Source organism: Ruania zhangjianzhongii, from assembly GCF_008000995.1.
Classification (GTDB): domain Bacteria; phylum Actinomycetota; class Actinomycetes; order Actinomycetales; family Beutenbergiaceae; genus Ruania; species Ruania zhangjianzhongii.
This window is the reverse complement of sequence record NZ_CP042828.1, coordinates 3,514,831-3,531,441: the sequence shown is the minus strand read 5'-3', so window position 1 is coordinate 3,531,441 and position 16,611 is coordinate 3,514,831. Positions and strand designations below refer to the sequence as shown.

Annotated in this window: 16 protein-coding genes; 10 read left to right on the top strand and 6 right to left on the bottom strand. The window is 71.1% G+C overall.

Annotation, left to right across the window (positions count from 1 at the left end):
• Positions 1-9: 9 nt before the first annotated feature.
• Complete coding sequence (locus tag FU260_RS16380) at positions 10-684, bottom strand: glycosyltransferase family 2 protein (protein ID WP_235912306.1); 675 nt, start codon at positions 682-684, stop codon at positions 10-12.
• Positions 685-934: 250 nt separating this feature from the next.
• On the opposite strand from FU260_RS16380, the gene FU260_RS16375 reads away from it, so the two are divergent.
• From FU260_RS16375 to FU260_RS16345, 7 genes are all read left to right on the top strand, one after another.
• Positions 935-1,555: an acyltransferase gene (locus FU260_RS16375; protein ID WP_147918028.1), complete on the top strand. Its 621-nt coding sequence runs from the start codon at positions 935-937 to the stop codon at positions 1,553-1,555.
• Positions 1,552-2,661, top strand: coding sequence for a DegT/DnrJ/EryC1/StrS family aminotransferase (locus tag FU260_RS16370; protein ID WP_168211814.1), 1,110 nt, complete (start codon positions 1,552-1,554; stop codon positions 2,659-2,661). The genes FU260_RS16375 and FU260_RS16370 overlap by 4 nt, the downstream gene beginning before the upstream one ends.
• A gap of 1 nt (position 2,662) precedes the next feature.
• On the top strand, positions 2,663-3,652 hold the full coding sequence (locus tag FU260_RS16365) for a Gfo/Idh/MocA family protein (RefSeq protein WP_147918027.1): 990 nt from the start codon (positions 2,663-2,665) through the stop codon (positions 3,650-3,652).
• Positions 3,649-5,097, top strand: a complete 1,449-nt coding sequence (locus FU260_RS16360) for a glycosyltransferase (protein WP_147918026.1) — start codon at positions 3,649-3,651, stop codon at positions 5,095-5,097. The genes FU260_RS16365 and FU260_RS16360 overlap by 4 nt, the downstream gene beginning before the upstream one ends.
• A gap of 480 nt (positions 5,098-5,577) precedes the next feature.
• The gene (locus FU260_RS16355) at positions 5,578-7,461 is read left to right on the top strand and encodes an ABC transporter ATP-binding protein (RefSeq protein WP_147918025.1); all 1,884 of its coding nucleotides are present in this window, start codon (positions 5,578-5,580) and stop codon (positions 7,459-7,461) included.
• Positions 7,458-8,933: a glycosyltransferase gene (locus tag FU260_RS16350; protein ID WP_147918024.1), complete on the top strand. Its 1,476-nt coding sequence runs from the start codon at positions 7,458-7,460 to the stop codon at positions 8,931-8,933. The genes FU260_RS16355 and FU260_RS16350 overlap by 4 nt, the downstream gene beginning before the upstream one ends.
• Positions 8,926-10,071 (top strand): glycosyltransferase family 4 protein, encoded by a 1,146-nt coding sequence (locus FU260_RS16345; protein WP_147918023.1) that lies wholly within the window; start codon positions 8,926-8,928, stop codon positions 10,069-10,071. The genes FU260_RS16350 and FU260_RS16345 overlap by 8 nt, the downstream gene beginning before the upstream one ends.
• Positions 10,072-10,090: 19 nt before the next feature.
• Here the strand turns inward: FU260_RS16345 and FU260_RS16340 are convergent, their stop codons facing one another.
• From FU260_RS16340 to FU260_RS16320, 5 genes are all read right to left on the bottom strand, one after another.
• Positions 10,091-10,861: a GNAT family N-acetyltransferase gene (locus FU260_RS16340; protein ID WP_147918022.1), complete on the bottom strand. Its 771-nt coding sequence runs from the start codon at positions 10,859-10,861 to the stop codon at positions 10,091-10,093.
• The gene (wecB, locus tag FU260_RS16335) at positions 10,861-11,907 is read right to left on the bottom strand and encodes a non-hydrolyzing UDP-N-acetylglucosamine 2-epimerase (RefSeq protein ID WP_147918021.1); all 1,047 of its coding nucleotides are present in this window, start codon (positions 11,905-11,907) and stop codon (positions 10,861-10,863) included. Before wecB ends, FU260_RS16340 begins: the two co-directional genes overlap by 1 nt.
• Before the next feature lie 132 nt (positions 11,908-12,039).
• The gene (locus FU260_RS16330) at positions 12,040-12,432 is read right to left on the bottom strand and encodes a type II toxin-antitoxin system VapC family toxin (protein WP_147918020.1); all 393 of its coding nucleotides are present in this window, start codon (positions 12,430-12,432) and stop codon (positions 12,040-12,042) included.
• The gene (locus FU260_RS16325; protein WP_168211813.1) at positions 12,429-12,674 is read right to left on the bottom strand and encodes a type II toxin-antitoxin system Phd/YefM family antitoxin; all 246 of its coding nucleotides are present in this window, start codon (positions 12,672-12,674) and stop codon (positions 12,429-12,431) included. The genes FU260_RS16330 and FU260_RS16325 overlap by 4 nt, the downstream gene beginning before the upstream one ends.
• 45 nt (positions 12,675-12,719) lie before the next feature.
• Entirely contained in the window at positions 12,720-12,971 is a 252-nt protein-coding gene (locus FU260_RS16320; RefSeq protein WP_147918018.1) for an addiction module protein, read from the bottom strand.
• A gap of 116 nt (positions 12,972-13,087) precedes the next feature.
• Between FU260_RS16320 and dgoD the strand changes: the two genes are divergently transcribed.
• From dgoD to FU260_RS16305, 3 genes are all read left to right on the top strand, one after another.
• Complete coding sequence (gene dgoD / locus FU260_RS16315; RefSeq protein WP_147918017.1) at positions 13,088-14,236, top strand: galactonate dehydratase; 1,149 nt, start codon at positions 13,088-13,090, stop codon at positions 14,234-14,236.
• Between the two features lie 114 nt (positions 14,237-14,350).
• Positions 14,351-15,472, top strand: a complete 1,122-nt coding sequence (locus FU260_RS16310; RefSeq protein WP_147918016.1) for a glycosyltransferase family 4 protein — start codon at positions 14,351-14,353, stop codon at positions 15,470-15,472.
• Complete coding sequence (locus tag FU260_RS16305) at positions 15,465-16,559, top strand: glycosyltransferase family A protein (RefSeq protein ID WP_147918015.1); 1,095 nt, start codon at positions 15,465-15,467, stop codon at positions 16,557-16,559. The genes FU260_RS16310 and FU260_RS16305 overlap by 8 nt, the downstream gene beginning before the upstream one ends.
• Positions 16,560-16,611: the final 52 nt, after the last annotated feature.

Sequence of the window (16,611 nt, the reverse complement as noted above, 5' to 3'; positions counted from 1 at the left end):
CCCTCCGCCTCATCGGAACACCAGGTCCACCAGGATGTTCACCGCGTTCAGCAGCGACTGGCCCTTGCTCTTGGAGTAGTCGGTGTAGAGCACGTGCACCGGATGCTCTGCCCACGGTAGGCGGGTGCGTCCGAGCTGCAGCACGATCTCGGAGGCATGGGCCATCCGGTTCTGCTTCAGCATCACCCCGGCGGCGGCGTCCCGGCGGATCACCCGCAGCCCGTTGTGGGCGTCGGTGAGTTTCAGGCCGGTGGTCTGGTTGGTGGCCCACACGGCGGTCTTCAGCACGATCCGCTTCGCCCAGCCGGCCTTGGTGCGCTCGTCCAGGAACCGAGAGCCGAACACGATCGCCAGGCCTTCCTCGCGGGCGCGGGTGACCATCGCCGCGGCGTCCGAGACCTGGTGCTGGCCATCGGCATCGAAGGTGACCAGGTAGCGGGCCTCGGTCTGCTCGAGCACGAAGTCGATGCCGGTCTGCAGGGCCGCGCCTTGGCCCAAATTGGTGGCGTGCCGGATCACCAGCGCGCCGGCGCCCTCGGCGGCAGGAATCGAAGCGTCGGTGGAGCCGTCGTCGATGCAGACCACGTGGGCGAAGGTGGCGTGCAGGTCCCGGACCACGCCGGCGATCACGGCGGCCTCGTTGTACAACGGCACCACGATCCAGGTGTCGTCGATGGTCGGCATGGGGAGCATTCTTCCAGCACCGGCGGCGATCGTGTGTCAGGCCCGCCACTCCCCGCGCCCCGCTCCCCGCCCCGCGCACCCCGCGCACCGACGCGCTGAGGTTCGATTGGTGCACGGAGGTGCAATTTTCCTACCTCAGTGCAGCAGCGGTGCCTCAGACGCGCGTGCAGGTCCGGAGCAGATCCGCCGCTGCCCGGTATCCGGTATGGGAGACTGCCGAGGCACCCTGCCGCAGCCGAGAAGGAAGCCCATGATCGTCGATTCCGCCGAGGTGGATCCCACTGCCCGGATCGGCGACGGCACCAGTATCTGGCAGCTCGCTCAGGTGCGGGAGAGTGCTGTGCTCGGCGAGGGCTGCATCATCGGCCGCGGGGCCTACATCGGCTCCGGGGTGCAGCTGGGCAACAACTGCAAGGTGCAGAACTACGCACTGGTCTATGAGCCCGCCCACCTCGAGGACGGCGTGTTCATCGGCCCGGCCGCAGTGCTCACCAATGACGTCTACCCCCGCGCGATCAACCCGGACGGCACCCGCAAGTCCGGCACCGACTGGGAACCGGTCGGGGTCACCCTGCGCACCGGCGCCAGCGTCGGCGCCCGCGCCGTGTGCGTGGCCCCGGTGACCATCGGTGCCTGGGCCACAGTGGCCGCCGGGGCCGTGGTCACCAAGGATGTGCCCGATTTCGCCTTGGTGGCCGGGGTGCCGGCCCGCCGGATCGCCTGGGTGGGCAAGGCCGGGGTGCCGCTGACCGAAGACGGCCCGGGGGAGTGGGCCTGCCCGGCCACCCATGCCCGGTACCGGGAGAATGACGGGGTACTGACCGCCGTCGAGCACACCAGCGCCGTCGAGAACAACGAGGAGACCAGGTGAACCAGGCGATGATCCCTGCGGCCAAGCCGATCGTCGGGGCAGAGGAACGAGCCGCTGTCGACGCCGTGCTCGCCAGCGGCATGATCGCTCAGGGCCCACAGGTTGCGGCCTTCGAGGAGGAGTTCGCCACCGCACTCACCGCCGGGCGGACCTGCGTGGCGGTGAACTCGGGCACCTCCGGGCTGCACCTGGGTCTGCTCGCTGCCGGGATCGGACCGGGGGACGAGGTGATCGTGCCCTCGTTCACCTTCGCCGCCACCGCCAACTCGGTGGCCCTGACCGGCGCTACCCCGGTGTTCGCCGACATCGAGCCGGACACTTTCTGCCTGGCCCCGGCCAGCGTCGAAGCAGCGATCACGGCCAACACCCGCGCGATCATGCCCGTGCACCTGTACGGGCACCCGGCAGATATGGACGCACTGACCGCGCTCGCGGCCGAACGGGGCCTGCAGATATTCGAGGACGCCGCCCAGGCGCACGGCGCCACCTGGCAAGCCACCCCGGTCGGGGCCTTCGGCACCTTCGCGATGTTCTCCCTATACCCCACCAAGAACATGACCTCCGGTGAGGGCGGCATGGTCGCCGCCGAATCGGACGAGATCGCGCGGCGGCTGCGGCTGCTGCGCAACCAGGGGATGGAGCGCCAGTACGCGAACGAGATCGTCGGCTTCAACGCCCGGATGACCGACATCCACGCCGCTATCGGCCGGGTCCAGCTCGGCAAGCTGCCCGGCTGGACCCGCACCCGGCAGGCGAACGCGGCCTTCCTCGACACTCACCTCGAAGGCGTGGCCACCCCCACCGTCCGGGAGGGCGCCACGCACGTCTACCACCAGTACACGATCCGCCTCACCGGCGCCTCCCACGCGGAGCGGGACGCGTTCGCGGAGGCACTGCGCGCCCGCGGCGTCGGCTGCGGGGTGTACTACCCAATCCCGAACCACCGGCTGGAGTCCCTGACCCGGTACGCGCCGGCCGGCGAGCTACCGGTCACCGAGCAGGCCGCGGCCGAGGTGCTCTCCCTCCCGGTCCACCCCAGCCTGAGTGAGGCCGACCTGGAAACGATCACCACCGCCGTCAACACGGTGGCCAAGGCAGGAGCGTGAGATGGCGAACCTGAGAGCGGGTCTGATCGGCCTGGGCATGATGGGCCGGCACCACGCCCGGGTGCTGCGCCAGCTCGAGGGTGTGGATCTGGTGGCCGTGGCCGACCCGGCCGGGGACCCGCACGGGGTGGCCGGCCCGCTGGAGGTGCTCCCGGATGTGCAGGCCCTGATCGGTGCGGGGATCGACTATGCGATGGTCGCCGCCCCCACCCGGTTCCACACCGAGACCGGGCTGGCGTTGGCCGAAGCGGGGGTGCATGCGTTGATCGAGAAGCCGCTCGCCTCCGACACCGCCGGTGCGCAGCGCCTCGCGGACGCGTTCGAGGCGGCCGGGCTGGTCGGCGCGGTCGGGCACATCGAGCGGTACAACCCGGCGCTGCAGTCCCTGCGCACGCGATTAGAGGCCGGTGAGCTGGGCGAGGTGTACCAGATCGCCACCCGCCGCCAGGGCCCGTTCCCGTCCCGGATCGCCGACGTCGGCGTGGTCAAGGACCTGGCCACCCACGACATCGACCTGACCGCCTGGGTGGCCCAGCGCGAGTTCACCTCGGTGGCCGCCCGCACCGCGTACAAGTCCGGCCGCGAGCACGAGGACCTGGTGGCGATCACCGGGTTCCTCACCGGCCCGGTGGTGACCAACCACCTGGTGAACTGGCTCTCCCCGATGAAGGAGCGGGTGACCGTGGTGACCGGGGAGAAGGGGGCGTTCGTGGCCGACACGCTGCTCGCCGACCTGACCTTCCACGCGAACGGCGAGATCGTCACCCGCTGGGACGACGTCGCTCAGTTCCGTGGTGTGTCCGAGGGGGACATGATCCGGTTCGCGATCGACAAGCCGGAGCCGCTGCGCACCGAGCACGAGAACTTCCGGGACGCGATCCTGGGCAAGGACACCGACATCGTCACGATGGCGCAGGGCCTGAACACGGTGCGGGTGGCTGAGGCTGTGCTGGAATCGGCCGCCACCGGGCAGAGCGTCTCGCTGGGATGAGCATCGGGCGCTTCCGCGGCAGCAGGGACTGGGCCGGGCGGGTGCCGGATGACCGGGCCGGGCGGGTGCCGAATGGCCGGGCCGGACGCTCCCGCGGGAGCGCTGCGCGGGCGGGCCGCGGCGTGCGGGTCACGCTGGTCTCCCGGATCTTCCTGCCTGAGCCCTCTGCCGCCTCGTTCCGGCTGGCCGCGTTGGTGCGGGCGCTTGCCGACGACGGCGCACGGGTGGATGTGCTCACCACGGCACCTGGCCCAGGGGTCGAGCGGGGAGACGGCGCACCTTCGCCCGGGTTGCCCGCGCGGGTGCGGCGTGCCCCGGTGCTGCGGGACGGTTCCGGGTACGTGCGTGGGTATCTGCCCTACCTGAGCTTCGACGTGCCGCTGGCCTGGCGGCTGCTGCGCACCCGGCGCCCGGACGTGGTGGTGGTCGAACCGCCGCCGACCACCGGGGCCGTGGTGCGGGCGGTCTGCGCGCTGCGCCGGATCCCGTACGTGTACTACGCCGCCGACGTGTGGTCCGATGCCTCCGCCTCCACCGGCGCGCCGGCAGTGGTGGTGCGCGTGGTGCGGGCGATGGAGCGGTTCGCGCTGCGCGGTGCGGCGGCGGTACTGAGCGTGAACGACGGCGTGACCGACCGGGTCCGTGAGCTCGGCGCCGGCGAGGTGGTCACTGTGGGCAACGGGGTGGACACCGGGATCTTTCACCGCGGCGCGCCCGCGACACCGGACTCACCTCACCCGGCACCGGACTCACCTCACCCGGCACCGGACTCACCTCACCCGGCACCGGCAGACGATCGTCTGAGTACCGAAACCGCATCTGAGGGCCGAAGGTTCGGTACTCCGATGTCCATCGGGTACTCAGACGATCGTGCAGCCGGGATCCCTGCCGTCCCGTTCCTGCTCTACGCCGGCACTGCCTCGGAGTGGCAGGGCGCGGAGATCTTCGCCCGAGCGATGGCCCGCGTGCTGGCGGAGCTCCCGGACGCGAAGCTGGTCTACCTCGGGCAGGGCAGTTCCTGGCCGGCGCTGCGCGCGCTCGCGGCGGACTTGCCTACCGGTGCGATCGAGCTGCACGACCCGGTGGACGCCGCCACGTCTGCGATCTGGCAGCGCGCCGCCCGCGCCGCCGTTGTCAGCTTGAAGCCCGGCATCGGCTACGACTTCGCGATGCCGACCAAGATGTTCGCCGCTCTGGCCTGCGGCACGCCGGTGACCTTCGCCGGGGTAGGGCCGGCCGCCGACCTGATTGCGGAGAAGTCCCTCGGCCGGGCCACTGGCTACGACGCCGGCGAGGTGGCCGAAGCGATGATCGCCGCGCTGCGCACCAGGCCGACCGACGATGACCGGGACCGGCTCGCCGCCTGGGTGGCCGAGCACCGGTCACTGGCCGCGGTCGGGCACCGCAGCGCAGCGGCGATCACGGCCGCGGCGCGTACCGGCTGACCCACAGACCCCTCCGGTGGTCTATTGCCACAACGCCGCGATCGGCATCGCCCACAGCTTCTCGCCGAGCGGGTTGGTGGTGGTCCTGGTAAGGGGCACGATGCCCCGGGGTATACCGAGCAGCACTGTCGGGCATGATCTCCTCCGCGCCAATGTCAGTTTTGCAGGACGGCCAATGTCGGTTTTGCAGGAACGATCAGGCCGTTCCAGCAGGATTCTGGCCCGCCGTCGAGCTGGAACGCGGCCGCCGGCGCCGACTGACGCGTCGAGACCTCAACTGTGGTGGGTACGAGCCGGAAACACCCTGCCGGACTGGAGGTTCGGCGTAGCTTGGGCGGGGTGGGACGGGCTGGTGGGTCAGCACGGCCCCTCACCGGCCCGGGGCGCGCCTGGGCCCGCGCCCACCCTGCCTCGACATAGGGTTTAGCCGAGGCCGCGCCCAGCACCGGGCCGGCGGCCAGAAAAAGCGGAGGTGAGCAGATGGGTGCGCTGTGGCGGATGATGCGCGCCCTGCTCGGCGTGCTGCCCGGCGGCTCCAGCCGGTTCATCGTCGCGTTCGCGATCGCCTCCGGCGCCCTGGCGATCCTGGACGTGGCTGCCCTCGGCCTGCTCGCCCTCACCCTGTCCCCGCTGCTCTCCGGCCAACCGCTGAACCTGCCGGTGATCGGCGAGATCGCCGCCGACCAGGTGCCCTACCTGCTCGCCGGTGTCGGCGCGCTGATCGTGGCCAAGAGTGTGCTGGCGATCGGTCTGCAGTGGCTGGCCACCCGCCGGTTCGCCACCTTCGAGCAGGAGCTCGGCGTGCAGCTGCTGGATGCCTTCTTCCGCTCCCCGTGGACCGACCGCCTCGGCCGCAACTCCACCGATCTGGTCCGCTCCACCGACGTCGGCGTCGCCACCACTGTCACCGGGGTGCTGATCCCCTCGGCGATGCTCTCCGGGGAGGTCTTCACCTTCGTGGCCGTGCTCGCAGTGCTGATCGTGGCCGAACCACTGATCGCGGCCGTCGCGATCGTCTACTTCGGACTGATCGGCGCTGTGCTGTACCTGTGGGTGCTGCGCAAAGCGGTGCACGCCGGACGCACCAACCGGGAGCACTCCACCCGCTCCGTGCGCCTGGTCAGCGAGATGGTGCACTCGCTGAAAGAGATCACCCTGCGGGACAAGGGCCCCGAGGTGGCCGAGGTGGTCCGCGCCGAACGCCTGCTCTCCTCCCGCGCCCGCGCGAACATGTCCTTCCTCGGCGTGATCCCGCGGTATGTGCTCGAGGCCGGGTTGGTCGGCGGCCTCGCACTCGGTGCCGTGGTCGGCTACCTGCAGAACGAGACCGCGGGTGCATTGAGCGCAGTGGCGCTGTTCGCCGTCGCGGGCTTCCGGATCGTGCCCTCGCTCACCCGGTTCCAGTCGATCATGGCGCAGACCGGTGCTTCGATGCCGTTCGCGCAGCAGGTGCTGGACGAGATCCGCAAGGGGGAGCAGCGCTCCGCCGAGTCCGCCCAGATCGCCACGGAGCCGATTCCCGACGGCGTTCGGAGCGTGCACGTCCAAGGCGTCACGTTCGCGTATCCGGGCAGTGAGGACCACGCGGTGCACCGGGTCTCCTTCGACCTCCCGTTCGGTCAGTCGCTGGCCCTGGTCGGTGCCTCCGGGTCCGGGAAGTCCACGTTGGTGGACCTGCTCCTCGGCCTGCTCGAACCTACCGACGGGCAGATCCTGGTGGGCCAGGTGCCGATGGGCCGGGTACTGGCGGACTGGCGCTCCCGGGTGGGGTACGTGCCCCAGGAGGTGTCCCTGTTCGACTCCACCATCGCCCAGAACGTGGCGCTGAGCTGGGATGCCGAGCATGTCGACGAGGACCAGGTGCGCCGTGCGTTGGCCCGCGCCCAGCTCCTCGATGTGGTCGAGGCCCGGCCCGGCGGCATCCACGCCCGGATCGGGGAACGCGGCCTGGCTCTCTCCGGCGGCCAGCGTCAGCGGCTGGGCATCGCCCGCGCCCTGTACACCGACCCGCTGGTGCTGGTGATGGATGAGGCCACCTCCGCGCTGGACACCTCCACCGAGGCTGCCGTCACCACGGCGATCGCCGAGCTCACCGGTGAGGTGACGATCGTGGTGGTCGCGCACCGGCTGGCCACGATCCGGCACTCCGACATCGTCTGCTTCATGCGCGACGGCGAGCTGGTGGCGCACGGCTCCTTCGACGAGGTGGTGGCCGCCGAACCCGACTTCGCCCAGCAGGCCGCGCTCGCCGGACTGGTCGCCGATGCCGACCTCGATGATCCGGATGATGACCCGGACGTGGAGGCCGCCGACCCCGACGGCCCAGCCGCCACCGGTTCGCCGATAGCGGGAGGCCCACGATGAGCATCCCGCCGCTCCCCACCCACCGAGGCCGCGGCCCACGGGTGGTCTCCCTGGTCTACAACGACGCGAGCACCGACTCTCGGGTGCTGAAGACCACCGCCACCCTGCGCGCCGCCGGCGCCGATGCCCGGATCGTCGCCTCCGCCCGGGACCTGGCCGGCCACTCGGCCGGGATCGGGTACGTCGGCGAGACCGAGGTGCACCGCGCCCCAGACCTGCTGCTCACCCGGATGCTGCCCCGGCTCACCCGGGCCTGGCGCCGGTTGCGTGGCAAGGATCTGGTCACCGGGAAGCCGCTGGTGTCGCCGATGGCCGACGGCGGAGGGTCGGCGGGGGAGGAGAAGGTCACCTCGGCCGGGGGTGCTGGCGAGGAGCGGACCGCTGGTGGCCCCACGCCCGCCGCCGCCAGCCTGGCACCGGCAGCACCGGCAGCACCGGCAGCACCGGCGCCCAACCCCACGCCGGCCACCCGCGCTACCGCCTTCGCCGCCGATGCCTGGATGCGGCTCTACCAGACCGCGCGGCTGACCTACTGGTGGATCGGCGCTGTGCGCGAGGGCCGCCGGCTCGCCCCGGACGTGGTGCACGCCAACGATGCCAACGCCCTGGTCCCGGCTCTGCTGATCTGCGCGGGCACCCGGGCCCGGGTCGTCTACGACTCGCACGAGCTGTGGCGGCGGAGAAACATCCGCCAAGACCGGTGGCTTGCTCCGGCCGCCGAGGCGATCATCGAGCGCATCGGCATCCGCCGTGCCGGCGGGGTGATCACTGTCTCCGGGTCGATCGCGGACTGGTTGCAGCGCACCTACCGGCTGCCGGAACGCCCCACTCTGGTGCGGAACATCCCCACCGCGCGCACCGTCCCGGACCCCACCCACGGCCGGCTACGCCAGCTCACCGGCCTGAGCCCGGCGGACAAGATCGTCTCCTACACCGGAGGTATCACCACCGGACGAGGACTCGAGGAGACGGTGGACGCCGTCGCCCTCCTGCCAGCGGATGTCCACCTGGTGCTGCTCGGCTACGGCGACCAGGCCTACATCACCGGTCTGCTCCACCGCGCCCGCGAGGCGGGGGTGGCCGAGCGGGTGCACCTGGCCGGCAGCGTGCCCTCGGCGCAGGTCCCGCAGACCCTCGCCGATGCCGACGCAGCGGTGGTGTACGTGCGCCCGATCTGCCTGTCCTACCTGTACTCGCTGCCGAACAAGCTGTTCGAGTCCATCCACGCCGGGCTGCCGATCGTGGCCGCCGACCTGCCGGACACGGCCGCGATCGTGCGCCAGTACGGGGTGGGTGAGGTGTTCGACGCCGACACACCCGAAGAGCTCGCCGCGGCGATCGAGCAGGTGCTCGCCGACCCTAGTGGCTACCGGGATGCCGCCCGTGCGGCCGCCGCCGAACTTACTTGGGAGCACGAGGCCGCCGACTTGATCGACCTCTACACCCGGGTGCTGCGAGGCCGCCGTGGCTGAGGCGCCGAGCCTGCTGATCCTGTCCTTCAGCCCGCTGCGCTCCGACGCCCGGGTGCTCCGCCAGATCCGGCTGTTCCAGCAGGAGGGCTACGCCGTCAGCACGCTCGGCTACGGCCCCGCCCCGGAGGGGGTGTCCGAGCACCTGCAGCTGCCCGAGTCGGCGATCAGCTGGCACAAGGACCGGCGGCTGCTCATCCTGCGCCGCTACCGGGCGGCGTACCGCACCGCCCCGGTGGTCCGCGCCGCCACCGACCTGCTCACCGGCAGGGCCGGGCGCTACGACGTGGTGCTCGCCGACGATATCGACACCGTCCCGCTCGCGCTGGACCTGGCCCCGCGCGGTGGAGTGCACGCCGATCTGCACGAGTACCACCCGCGGCAGAACGAGGAGCTGCGCCGCTGGCGCTGGTTCGTGGCGCCCTACTACCGCTGGCTGGTGCGCAGCTATGGCACCCGCGCAGACTCGGTCACCACCGTCGGCCGAGGAATCGCCGAGGAGTATCGGCGCGAGTTCGGCCTCGAGGCCGGGGTGGTGATGAACGCCCCGCACCATCGCAGCGACCTGAGACCCACCCCGGTGGCCAGCCCGCTGCGGCTGGTGCACGCCGGCAACGGGGTGGCCACCCGGCTGGAGGTGATGCTCGAGGCGATGGACCTGATCACCTCCGGCGCCACGTTGGACCTGTACCTGATCGACCAGGGCGACGGGTACGTGCCGGGGCTGCGCGAGCGCTACCGCGATCACCCGGCGATCCGGATCCACGACCCAGTGCCCACCGATCAGGTGGTGCCCACGCTGAACGGCTACGACGTGGGCGTGTACTCGCTGCCGCCGATCTCGTTCAACTTCCGCTGGGCGCTGCCGAACAAGTTCTTCGACTTCGTCCAGGCCCGGCTCGCGCTGCTGGTCGGGCCCAGCCCGGAGATGGCCGCACTGGTCACCGAGCACCATCTCGGCACTGTGGCCGAGGACTTCACCGCGGAGGCATTCGCCGCAGCGGTGGATGCGCTCACTGCCGACGGCGTGACGGCGGCCAAGCAGGCGGCCGACGCGGCCGCTGGGGTGCTCTGCGCCGAGGAGCAGGTGGCCGGCTGGGCCGAGCCGGTGGCCGCGCTCGCGGAGCGCGCCCAGCGCTGAGTGGTCTGACGCTGAGGACTCAGCGGGTCAGGTCCGCGGTGCGGAAGGTGTGCGCGGTCCGGTAGCCGAGGCGTTGATACAGCCGGACGGCGGCGGTGTTCGTGCGCGTCACCCCGAGGGTGCTCACTCCGGCGACGGCGATCGCTCGTCTGGTCAGCTCGGTCACCATCGCGCGGCCCAGGCCTTGGCCGCGCCGTTCGGTGTGGGTGACGATCCCGGCCAGGTGCGGCACTCCGGTGGCCAGGGCATGCAGGGCGCCGATCGCCACCAGCTCACCACGCTCCCGGATGCCGAGCCAGAGCAGCGCGTAGCCGATCCCGGGAAAACCTTCGAACGCGGCGTTGTGCGCCTGACCAAAGGCGTCGATCGTGGCGGCGTCGGCCGCGTCGTCGAGCTCGATGAAGGTCAGCTCAGTAGGTGCCCGCTCGGTGACGTCTTCGGCCCACATGAAGTGCCACTCGCCGACGCCCGCTTGCTCCCAACCCGCGGGCAACGGCAGCGGGCTGCTATCGGTGGTGGAGAACCACTCCGGGGTGACCCCGCGCGCCTGGGCGAGGGAGATGAGACGGGACAGCGCAGACCCGGCCAGCGCTCCGCCGTCGTGATCTGGGCCTACGAAGGCCCCACCCCAGTGCCGCCCGCCCGGGCGCCACGGGTGCAGCCAGGCCCAGCCAGCCGGCCCGGCGATCGCCAGCACCCGGTCATCGGTCCCCCAGCGCAGGAACGGGTCCTCGCCACTGAGCCGGAGCAGCTCGGCGCGGTCGACCTGCCGCCAGGTGCTGGGCTGCATCAGGAGGCGGCGAGCACGCTCAGCACCCGCTTTGCGGCGTGGCCGTCGCCGTACGGCGTGGCCTTGGTGGCCGGTGGGGCCGGACGGCTGGCCGCGGCCGGGATGTCGGCAGGTTCGGCGAGGGTGTTCCAGCCCAGCTGCACGGTCTCCACCCACTCGGTCTCGGTGCGCACAGTGGTGCACGGGGTGCGCAGCTCGAACGCCTCCTTCTGCAGCCCGCCGGAGTCGGTGATCACCCCGCGTGCCTGGGCGGCTGCCGCGATCAGGTCGGGGTAGCCGAGCGGGTCGGCCACGTGGATGTTGCCGCGCTCCAGGTTCGCTCCGGTGGCCCGCAGCCGCGGGTGGGCGAGCAGCAGCACCGGGTGGTCCACGGCACCCAGGCCGTCCAGGACTGCCTCCAGCCGGGCGGGGTCGTCGGTGTTCTCGGCTCGGTGGATGGTGGCGATCGAGTACTCCCCGGGGGTCAGGCCGGCGGCGGTGACCGCAGCCGGCACCCGATCCCCGACGGTGGTGGCCACCTGGTGCAGCACGTCGGTCATCACATCGCCGACCACCTGGGTGCGCGCGGCCAGGCCCTCGTTCGCCAGGTGGTCGGCGGCCACCTGGGTGGGCGCGAGCAGCACGTCGGCAGCGTGATCGGTGAGTACCCGGTTGTGTTCCTCGGGCATCCGCCGGTTGAACGAGCGCAGACCGGCCTCCAGGTGCGCCAGCGGCAGTTGCAGCTTCACCGCGGCGATTGCGGCGGCCAGGGTGGAGTTGGTGTCGCCGTAGACCAGCACCCAGTCCGGGTCGGCCTCGGCGAGAGCGCCCTCCAGGCCGATCAGCATCCTCCCGGTCTGTTCGGCGTGCGAGCCGGAACCGATGCCCAGGTGAGTGTCCGGGGCGGGGATGCCCAGCTCGGTGAAGAACACGTCCGACATCGCCGCGTCGTAGTGCTGACCGGTGTGCACGATCACGTGCTCCACACCGCGTTCTTGGCACGCCGCCGCCACCGGTGCCAGCTTCACGAACTGCGGACGGGCCCCCACCACGCTCAGGATCTTCATGCCGGTGAGTCTAGGTGTTCTGCCTGCCCCCGATCCTCGCCGACCCTCCAGTCCGGCAGGGTGTTCAGGCTGGGACCCACCACCACTGGCGAGTCGACGCGTCAACTGGTGCGTGTGTCCACCAGCAGGCGGTCAGTGTCCTGGTTGAGTCACGACCAGACCCTCAGCCTCAGCGGCCTCGCCCTGTCGGGCGTCGTAGGTCAGGAGGCCGCGCGCCTCGGCCGCCAGAGCTGTTGCGACATGCAACGCATCCAGCGTGCCCAGATGCCGAAACGGAAGCCGTGCTGCCAGTTGCATCATCGCCTCGGTGAGGCGCAGGATGCGGAACGGGCGTAGCACGGCTTCGACGTTCTCGACGGCGAGATGGAAGCGAATTCCGAGCCTACGCAACTCGATCACCGCGACTCTTGAGATCGCGAAGGCCTGTCGATCGGCGCTCTCGTTCGCAAGGGCAGTGCGCAGCTCTGACGACTCCCGCTCGTCTACCAGTAGCTTCGCCAGTGCTGAGGTATCGAGGAGGATCATCGGTCGCCGCGAAGCTCCGACAGGACATCTTCGGTTGACTCCGGTACCTGCGAACCGGGAGGAAACTCCATGACTCCGGTGCCTTCTCGCAGGGTCAGTTCCTGCAGCGGGTCTTCCTCGATCGGTGCCAGGTGCGCGATCGGGACACCGCGGCTGGTCACGCGAAACGAGGCACCTTGCTGGACCTGCCGCATGACCTCGCCGGAGTCGTTCCGCAACTCACGCTGACTGACTGTCTTCATGATTCCAATGTAGCACCTATGTAGCACCATCGCGCCCGGCGAAGTTCACCTGCGGAGCGCGGCGATCTCGGCGCGGACTCCAGCGTGCGCCTCGCGCCCGTCCACAAGTTCCGCCCTGCCACTCACGATCTCCTCGACGCGGCGGTCGATGACCTCGTCCCACGCCGCATCGATGCCTGCCCCGTCCACGTCGGAATCCTGATCCACACTCAGCAATAGGTGGTGCGCGGCATCAAGGCGCTCGTCAGCATCGAAGGCCATGCCCGCCTTGATGTAGTCCGCCAGCCTCGGAGTCATAGAACGAGTTGACGAGAGTGAGCCGACCTGGGTCAGGATTCGCCCCTGCCTGCGATACGGGGGCCGACGGCGTTCACTCGTCGGGACGGTCTCGGCACCTGGGTACGGTGGGCACTGTGATCATCGAGCGCATCGAAACCTTTCAGGTCGCCCCTCGCTGGCTGCTGGTCCGGCTGGAGACCGAGGACGGGCACGTCGGCTGGGGCGAGGCGAGTCTGGAGGGCCACGCCGAGGCCGTCCAGGGTGCGATCGACGGGTACACCGACCTGCTGATCGGCCAGGATGCCACCCGGATCGAGCACCTCTGGCACCTGATGACCCGCACCGGCTTCTATCGCGGCGGCCCGGTGTTCGGCTCCGCCGTCTCCGGGATCGACCACGCGCTCTGGGACATCAAGGGCAAGGCGCTTGGGGTCCCGGTGCACGAGCTGCTCGGCGGACCCGTGCGGGACAAGGTCCGCGTCTACGGCTGGATCGGCGGGGACGATCCGAGCGATGTGGCCGCCGCGATCGAGACCCAGCTCGCCACCGGGCTGACCGCGGTGAAGATGAACGCCTCCGGTGCCACCGAGCACCTGGGATCCCTGGCCGAGACCACAGCGATCCTGGACCGCGCTCGCGCAGCACGCGAGACCCTTGGCACCGAGGGGGACTTCGCCATCGACTTCCACGGCCGGATCTCACCCGGCTACGCCCGCCGGTTGCTGCCGCTGCTGGAGGAGTTCCACCCGCTGTTCGTGGAGGAGCCGGTGGTGCCCGAGCTGAACACCGCCTGGGACCAGCTCGTGGCCAGCACCTCCATCCCGATCGCCACCGGCGAGCGGCTCTACTCCCGCTGGGACACCTTGCCGGTGCTCACCGCCGGGGTCAGCGTGGTGCAGCCCGACCTGGCACACGCCGGCGGCATCTCTGAGACCCGCAGGATCGCCGTCCTGGCCGAGACCTACGGCGCCGCGATCGCCCCGCACTGCCCGCTCGGGCCGCTGGCGCTCGCGGCCGCGCTGCAGGTGGACTTCGCCAGCAGCAACTTCCTCATCCAGGAACAGTCCCTCGGTATCCACTACAACGCCGGCTCCGCCGAGCTGACGGACTACCTGCTGGACACCGAAGTGTTCACCTTCGCCGACGGCTACATCCACCGCCCGACCGGTCCAGGCCTGGGGGTGCAGATCGACGAGGCCGCGGTGCGCCGCGCCGCGCAGAGCCCGCACCGCTGGCGCACCCCCGGGTTCCACCGTACCGACGGCAGCATCGCCGAGTGGTGACCCACCCGGGTGGTGCACCTCACCGCTCCCACCCGGCACCGGAACCCCTCGGTGGGCCATACTCGTAACCGTGCGAACCTCCACCGAACCAGGCCGCCTGCCCGGGGCACGCCGATGAAGGTCGTCGCGGTCACCACCTGGTTCCCCACGGAAAAGGTGCCCACCTCGGGCACCTTCACCCTCGCCGACATCCAGGCGATCAAGTCTCGGCGCGAGGTCAGCGAGATCCGGGTGGTGCACCTGGTACCTCCACACACCGACGACGGCACCCGGCGCCTGACCTACCAAGGCCTGGACGTGGTCCGGATCCCGATGAGCACCACCTCACCGGCGCAGATCCTGGCCGCCGGGAAGGCGCTGCGCGACGAGGTCCGCGGCGCTGACCTGGTGCACACGATGGCCTTCTCCACGCTGCTCGCGATGGCCTGGTGGCGCCCGAAGGGGACCTGGGTGCACACCGAGCACTGGTCCGGACTGACCACACCGAGCACCCTGCCGTTGCTCTGGCGGCTCGCCCTGCCGCTGCTCTGGCCGCTGGTCCGCCGACCGGACGTGGTCACCGCCGTCTGCGACTACCTGGCCCGGCCGATTCGCCAGCGCCGGAACACCGGCCCCACCGTGGTGGTGCCGTGCATCGTGCCCCCGCCGGAGCACCTGGACCCCCGCCCGATCCGGCCACGCACGCCCACCCGGCTGGTCGCCGTCGGCGGCCTGGTGGACCGCAAGGACCCGCTGATCGCCGTGGACACGGTGGCCGAGCTGGACCGCCGCGGCAGCCCGGCACGGCTCACCTGGGTGGGGGAGGGGCCGCTGCGTGAGGCTGTCGCTCGGCGGGCACGCAAGCGCGGCGTCGAGCACCTGGTCCGACTGCCGGGGGCCACCGATTCTTCGGGTGTCCGCGAGGCCTTGGCCGCCGCTGACTTGTTCTTCCTGCCCACCAAGGGGGACAACTTCTGCGTCTCGGCCGCCGAGGCCCTGGTGGCCGGCCGGCCCGTGGTGGTCGGTGCGACCGGAGGCCAGGGCGAGTACATCGACCCCAGCGTCGGAGCCTTGGTGAGCGAGCAGGAGGCGAGTGCCTACGCGGACGCGATCTCCGCCGTCGAACGCCGTACCCGCCACCTGAACGCCTCGGACGTGGCCGCCACGATCGGCGACCGGTTCGCCCCGGACCAGGTGGCGAGCCAGTACGCGGCGGTATACGCCGGCACCGGCACCCGGGCCGCCGGCCGTGACTGACCCCTCCACCGGCCCGGAGCGGGTGCGCCCCGGGGTGGACCTGGTGATCGCCGTGCACACCCCCGAGCGCCCGATCGCCCGAGCGGTCCGGTCCGTGCTCGACCACAACGGCGAAGGGGTACAGCTGACGGTGGTCTGCCACAACATCGACGCCGACACCATCCGCGCCGAGGTGGACGAGCAGCACCGGGAGCAGGTCACCTGGCTGGAGCACCACGATGGCCGCCGCCGGCCCGCCGGCCCGTTCAACGCCGGCATCGAGGCCGCCACCGGGGAGTACGTGGCCATCATGGGCTCGGACGACACCCTCCAGCCCGGGGCGATCTCGTCCTGGTACTGGCTCGCGAAGAACACCGGTGCCGAGGCGGTGATCGCACGACTGGAGCGCGGCCACCGGGCCGTGCCCACCCCGCCGACCCGGCCGTGGCGGCGCACCGGTCTGGACGGGGTGAAGGACCGCCTCTGCTACCGGTCCGCACCCCTCGGCCTGGTCTCCACGGCCACGATCGCCCGGCTCGGCCTACGGCTGGACGAGAAGGTGGCGGTGGGGGAAGACGTCGGCTTCGTCACCCGGCTGTGGTTCCAGGCCGCCGTGGCCTTCGACCGCCGCGGGCCGGCCTACGTGATCGGCGAGGACGCCGCAGACCGGATCACCTACAGTCCCCGCCCGGTGGCCGAGGAGCTGAAGTTCCTCACCCGGCTGCTGGAGCGGTCCTGGTTCGCCCGCCTGGACCTCGTGCAGCGCCGCGCCGCCGTGGTGAAGTACCTGCGCATCCACCTGTTCGGCGCCGTCTACCACCGCCCGGAGCCGCAGACCTGGACCGCGACCGAGCGAGCGGACCTGGCCAAGGTGGCGCTGGCGCTGTTGCGGGCAGCACCGGGGTGCGAGGCCGTGCTCTCCCGGGCGGACCGGGCGCTGCTGGATACGATCATTGCCGGCGACGGCGCAGCCGAGGTGCTCATTCGTCTCGCCCAGGAACGGCGTCACCATGGACGGCCGGGCACGCTGGTCACCCGGGACCTGAGCCACCTGTTGGCGCGGGAGGCGCCGCTGCGGATGATGGCGGCGTCAGTGCTCGCCCGCTAGATCTCGCGGTCCCAGTTGCGCCAAGGCAGTTGTCCAACGCGGCGTTGGACAA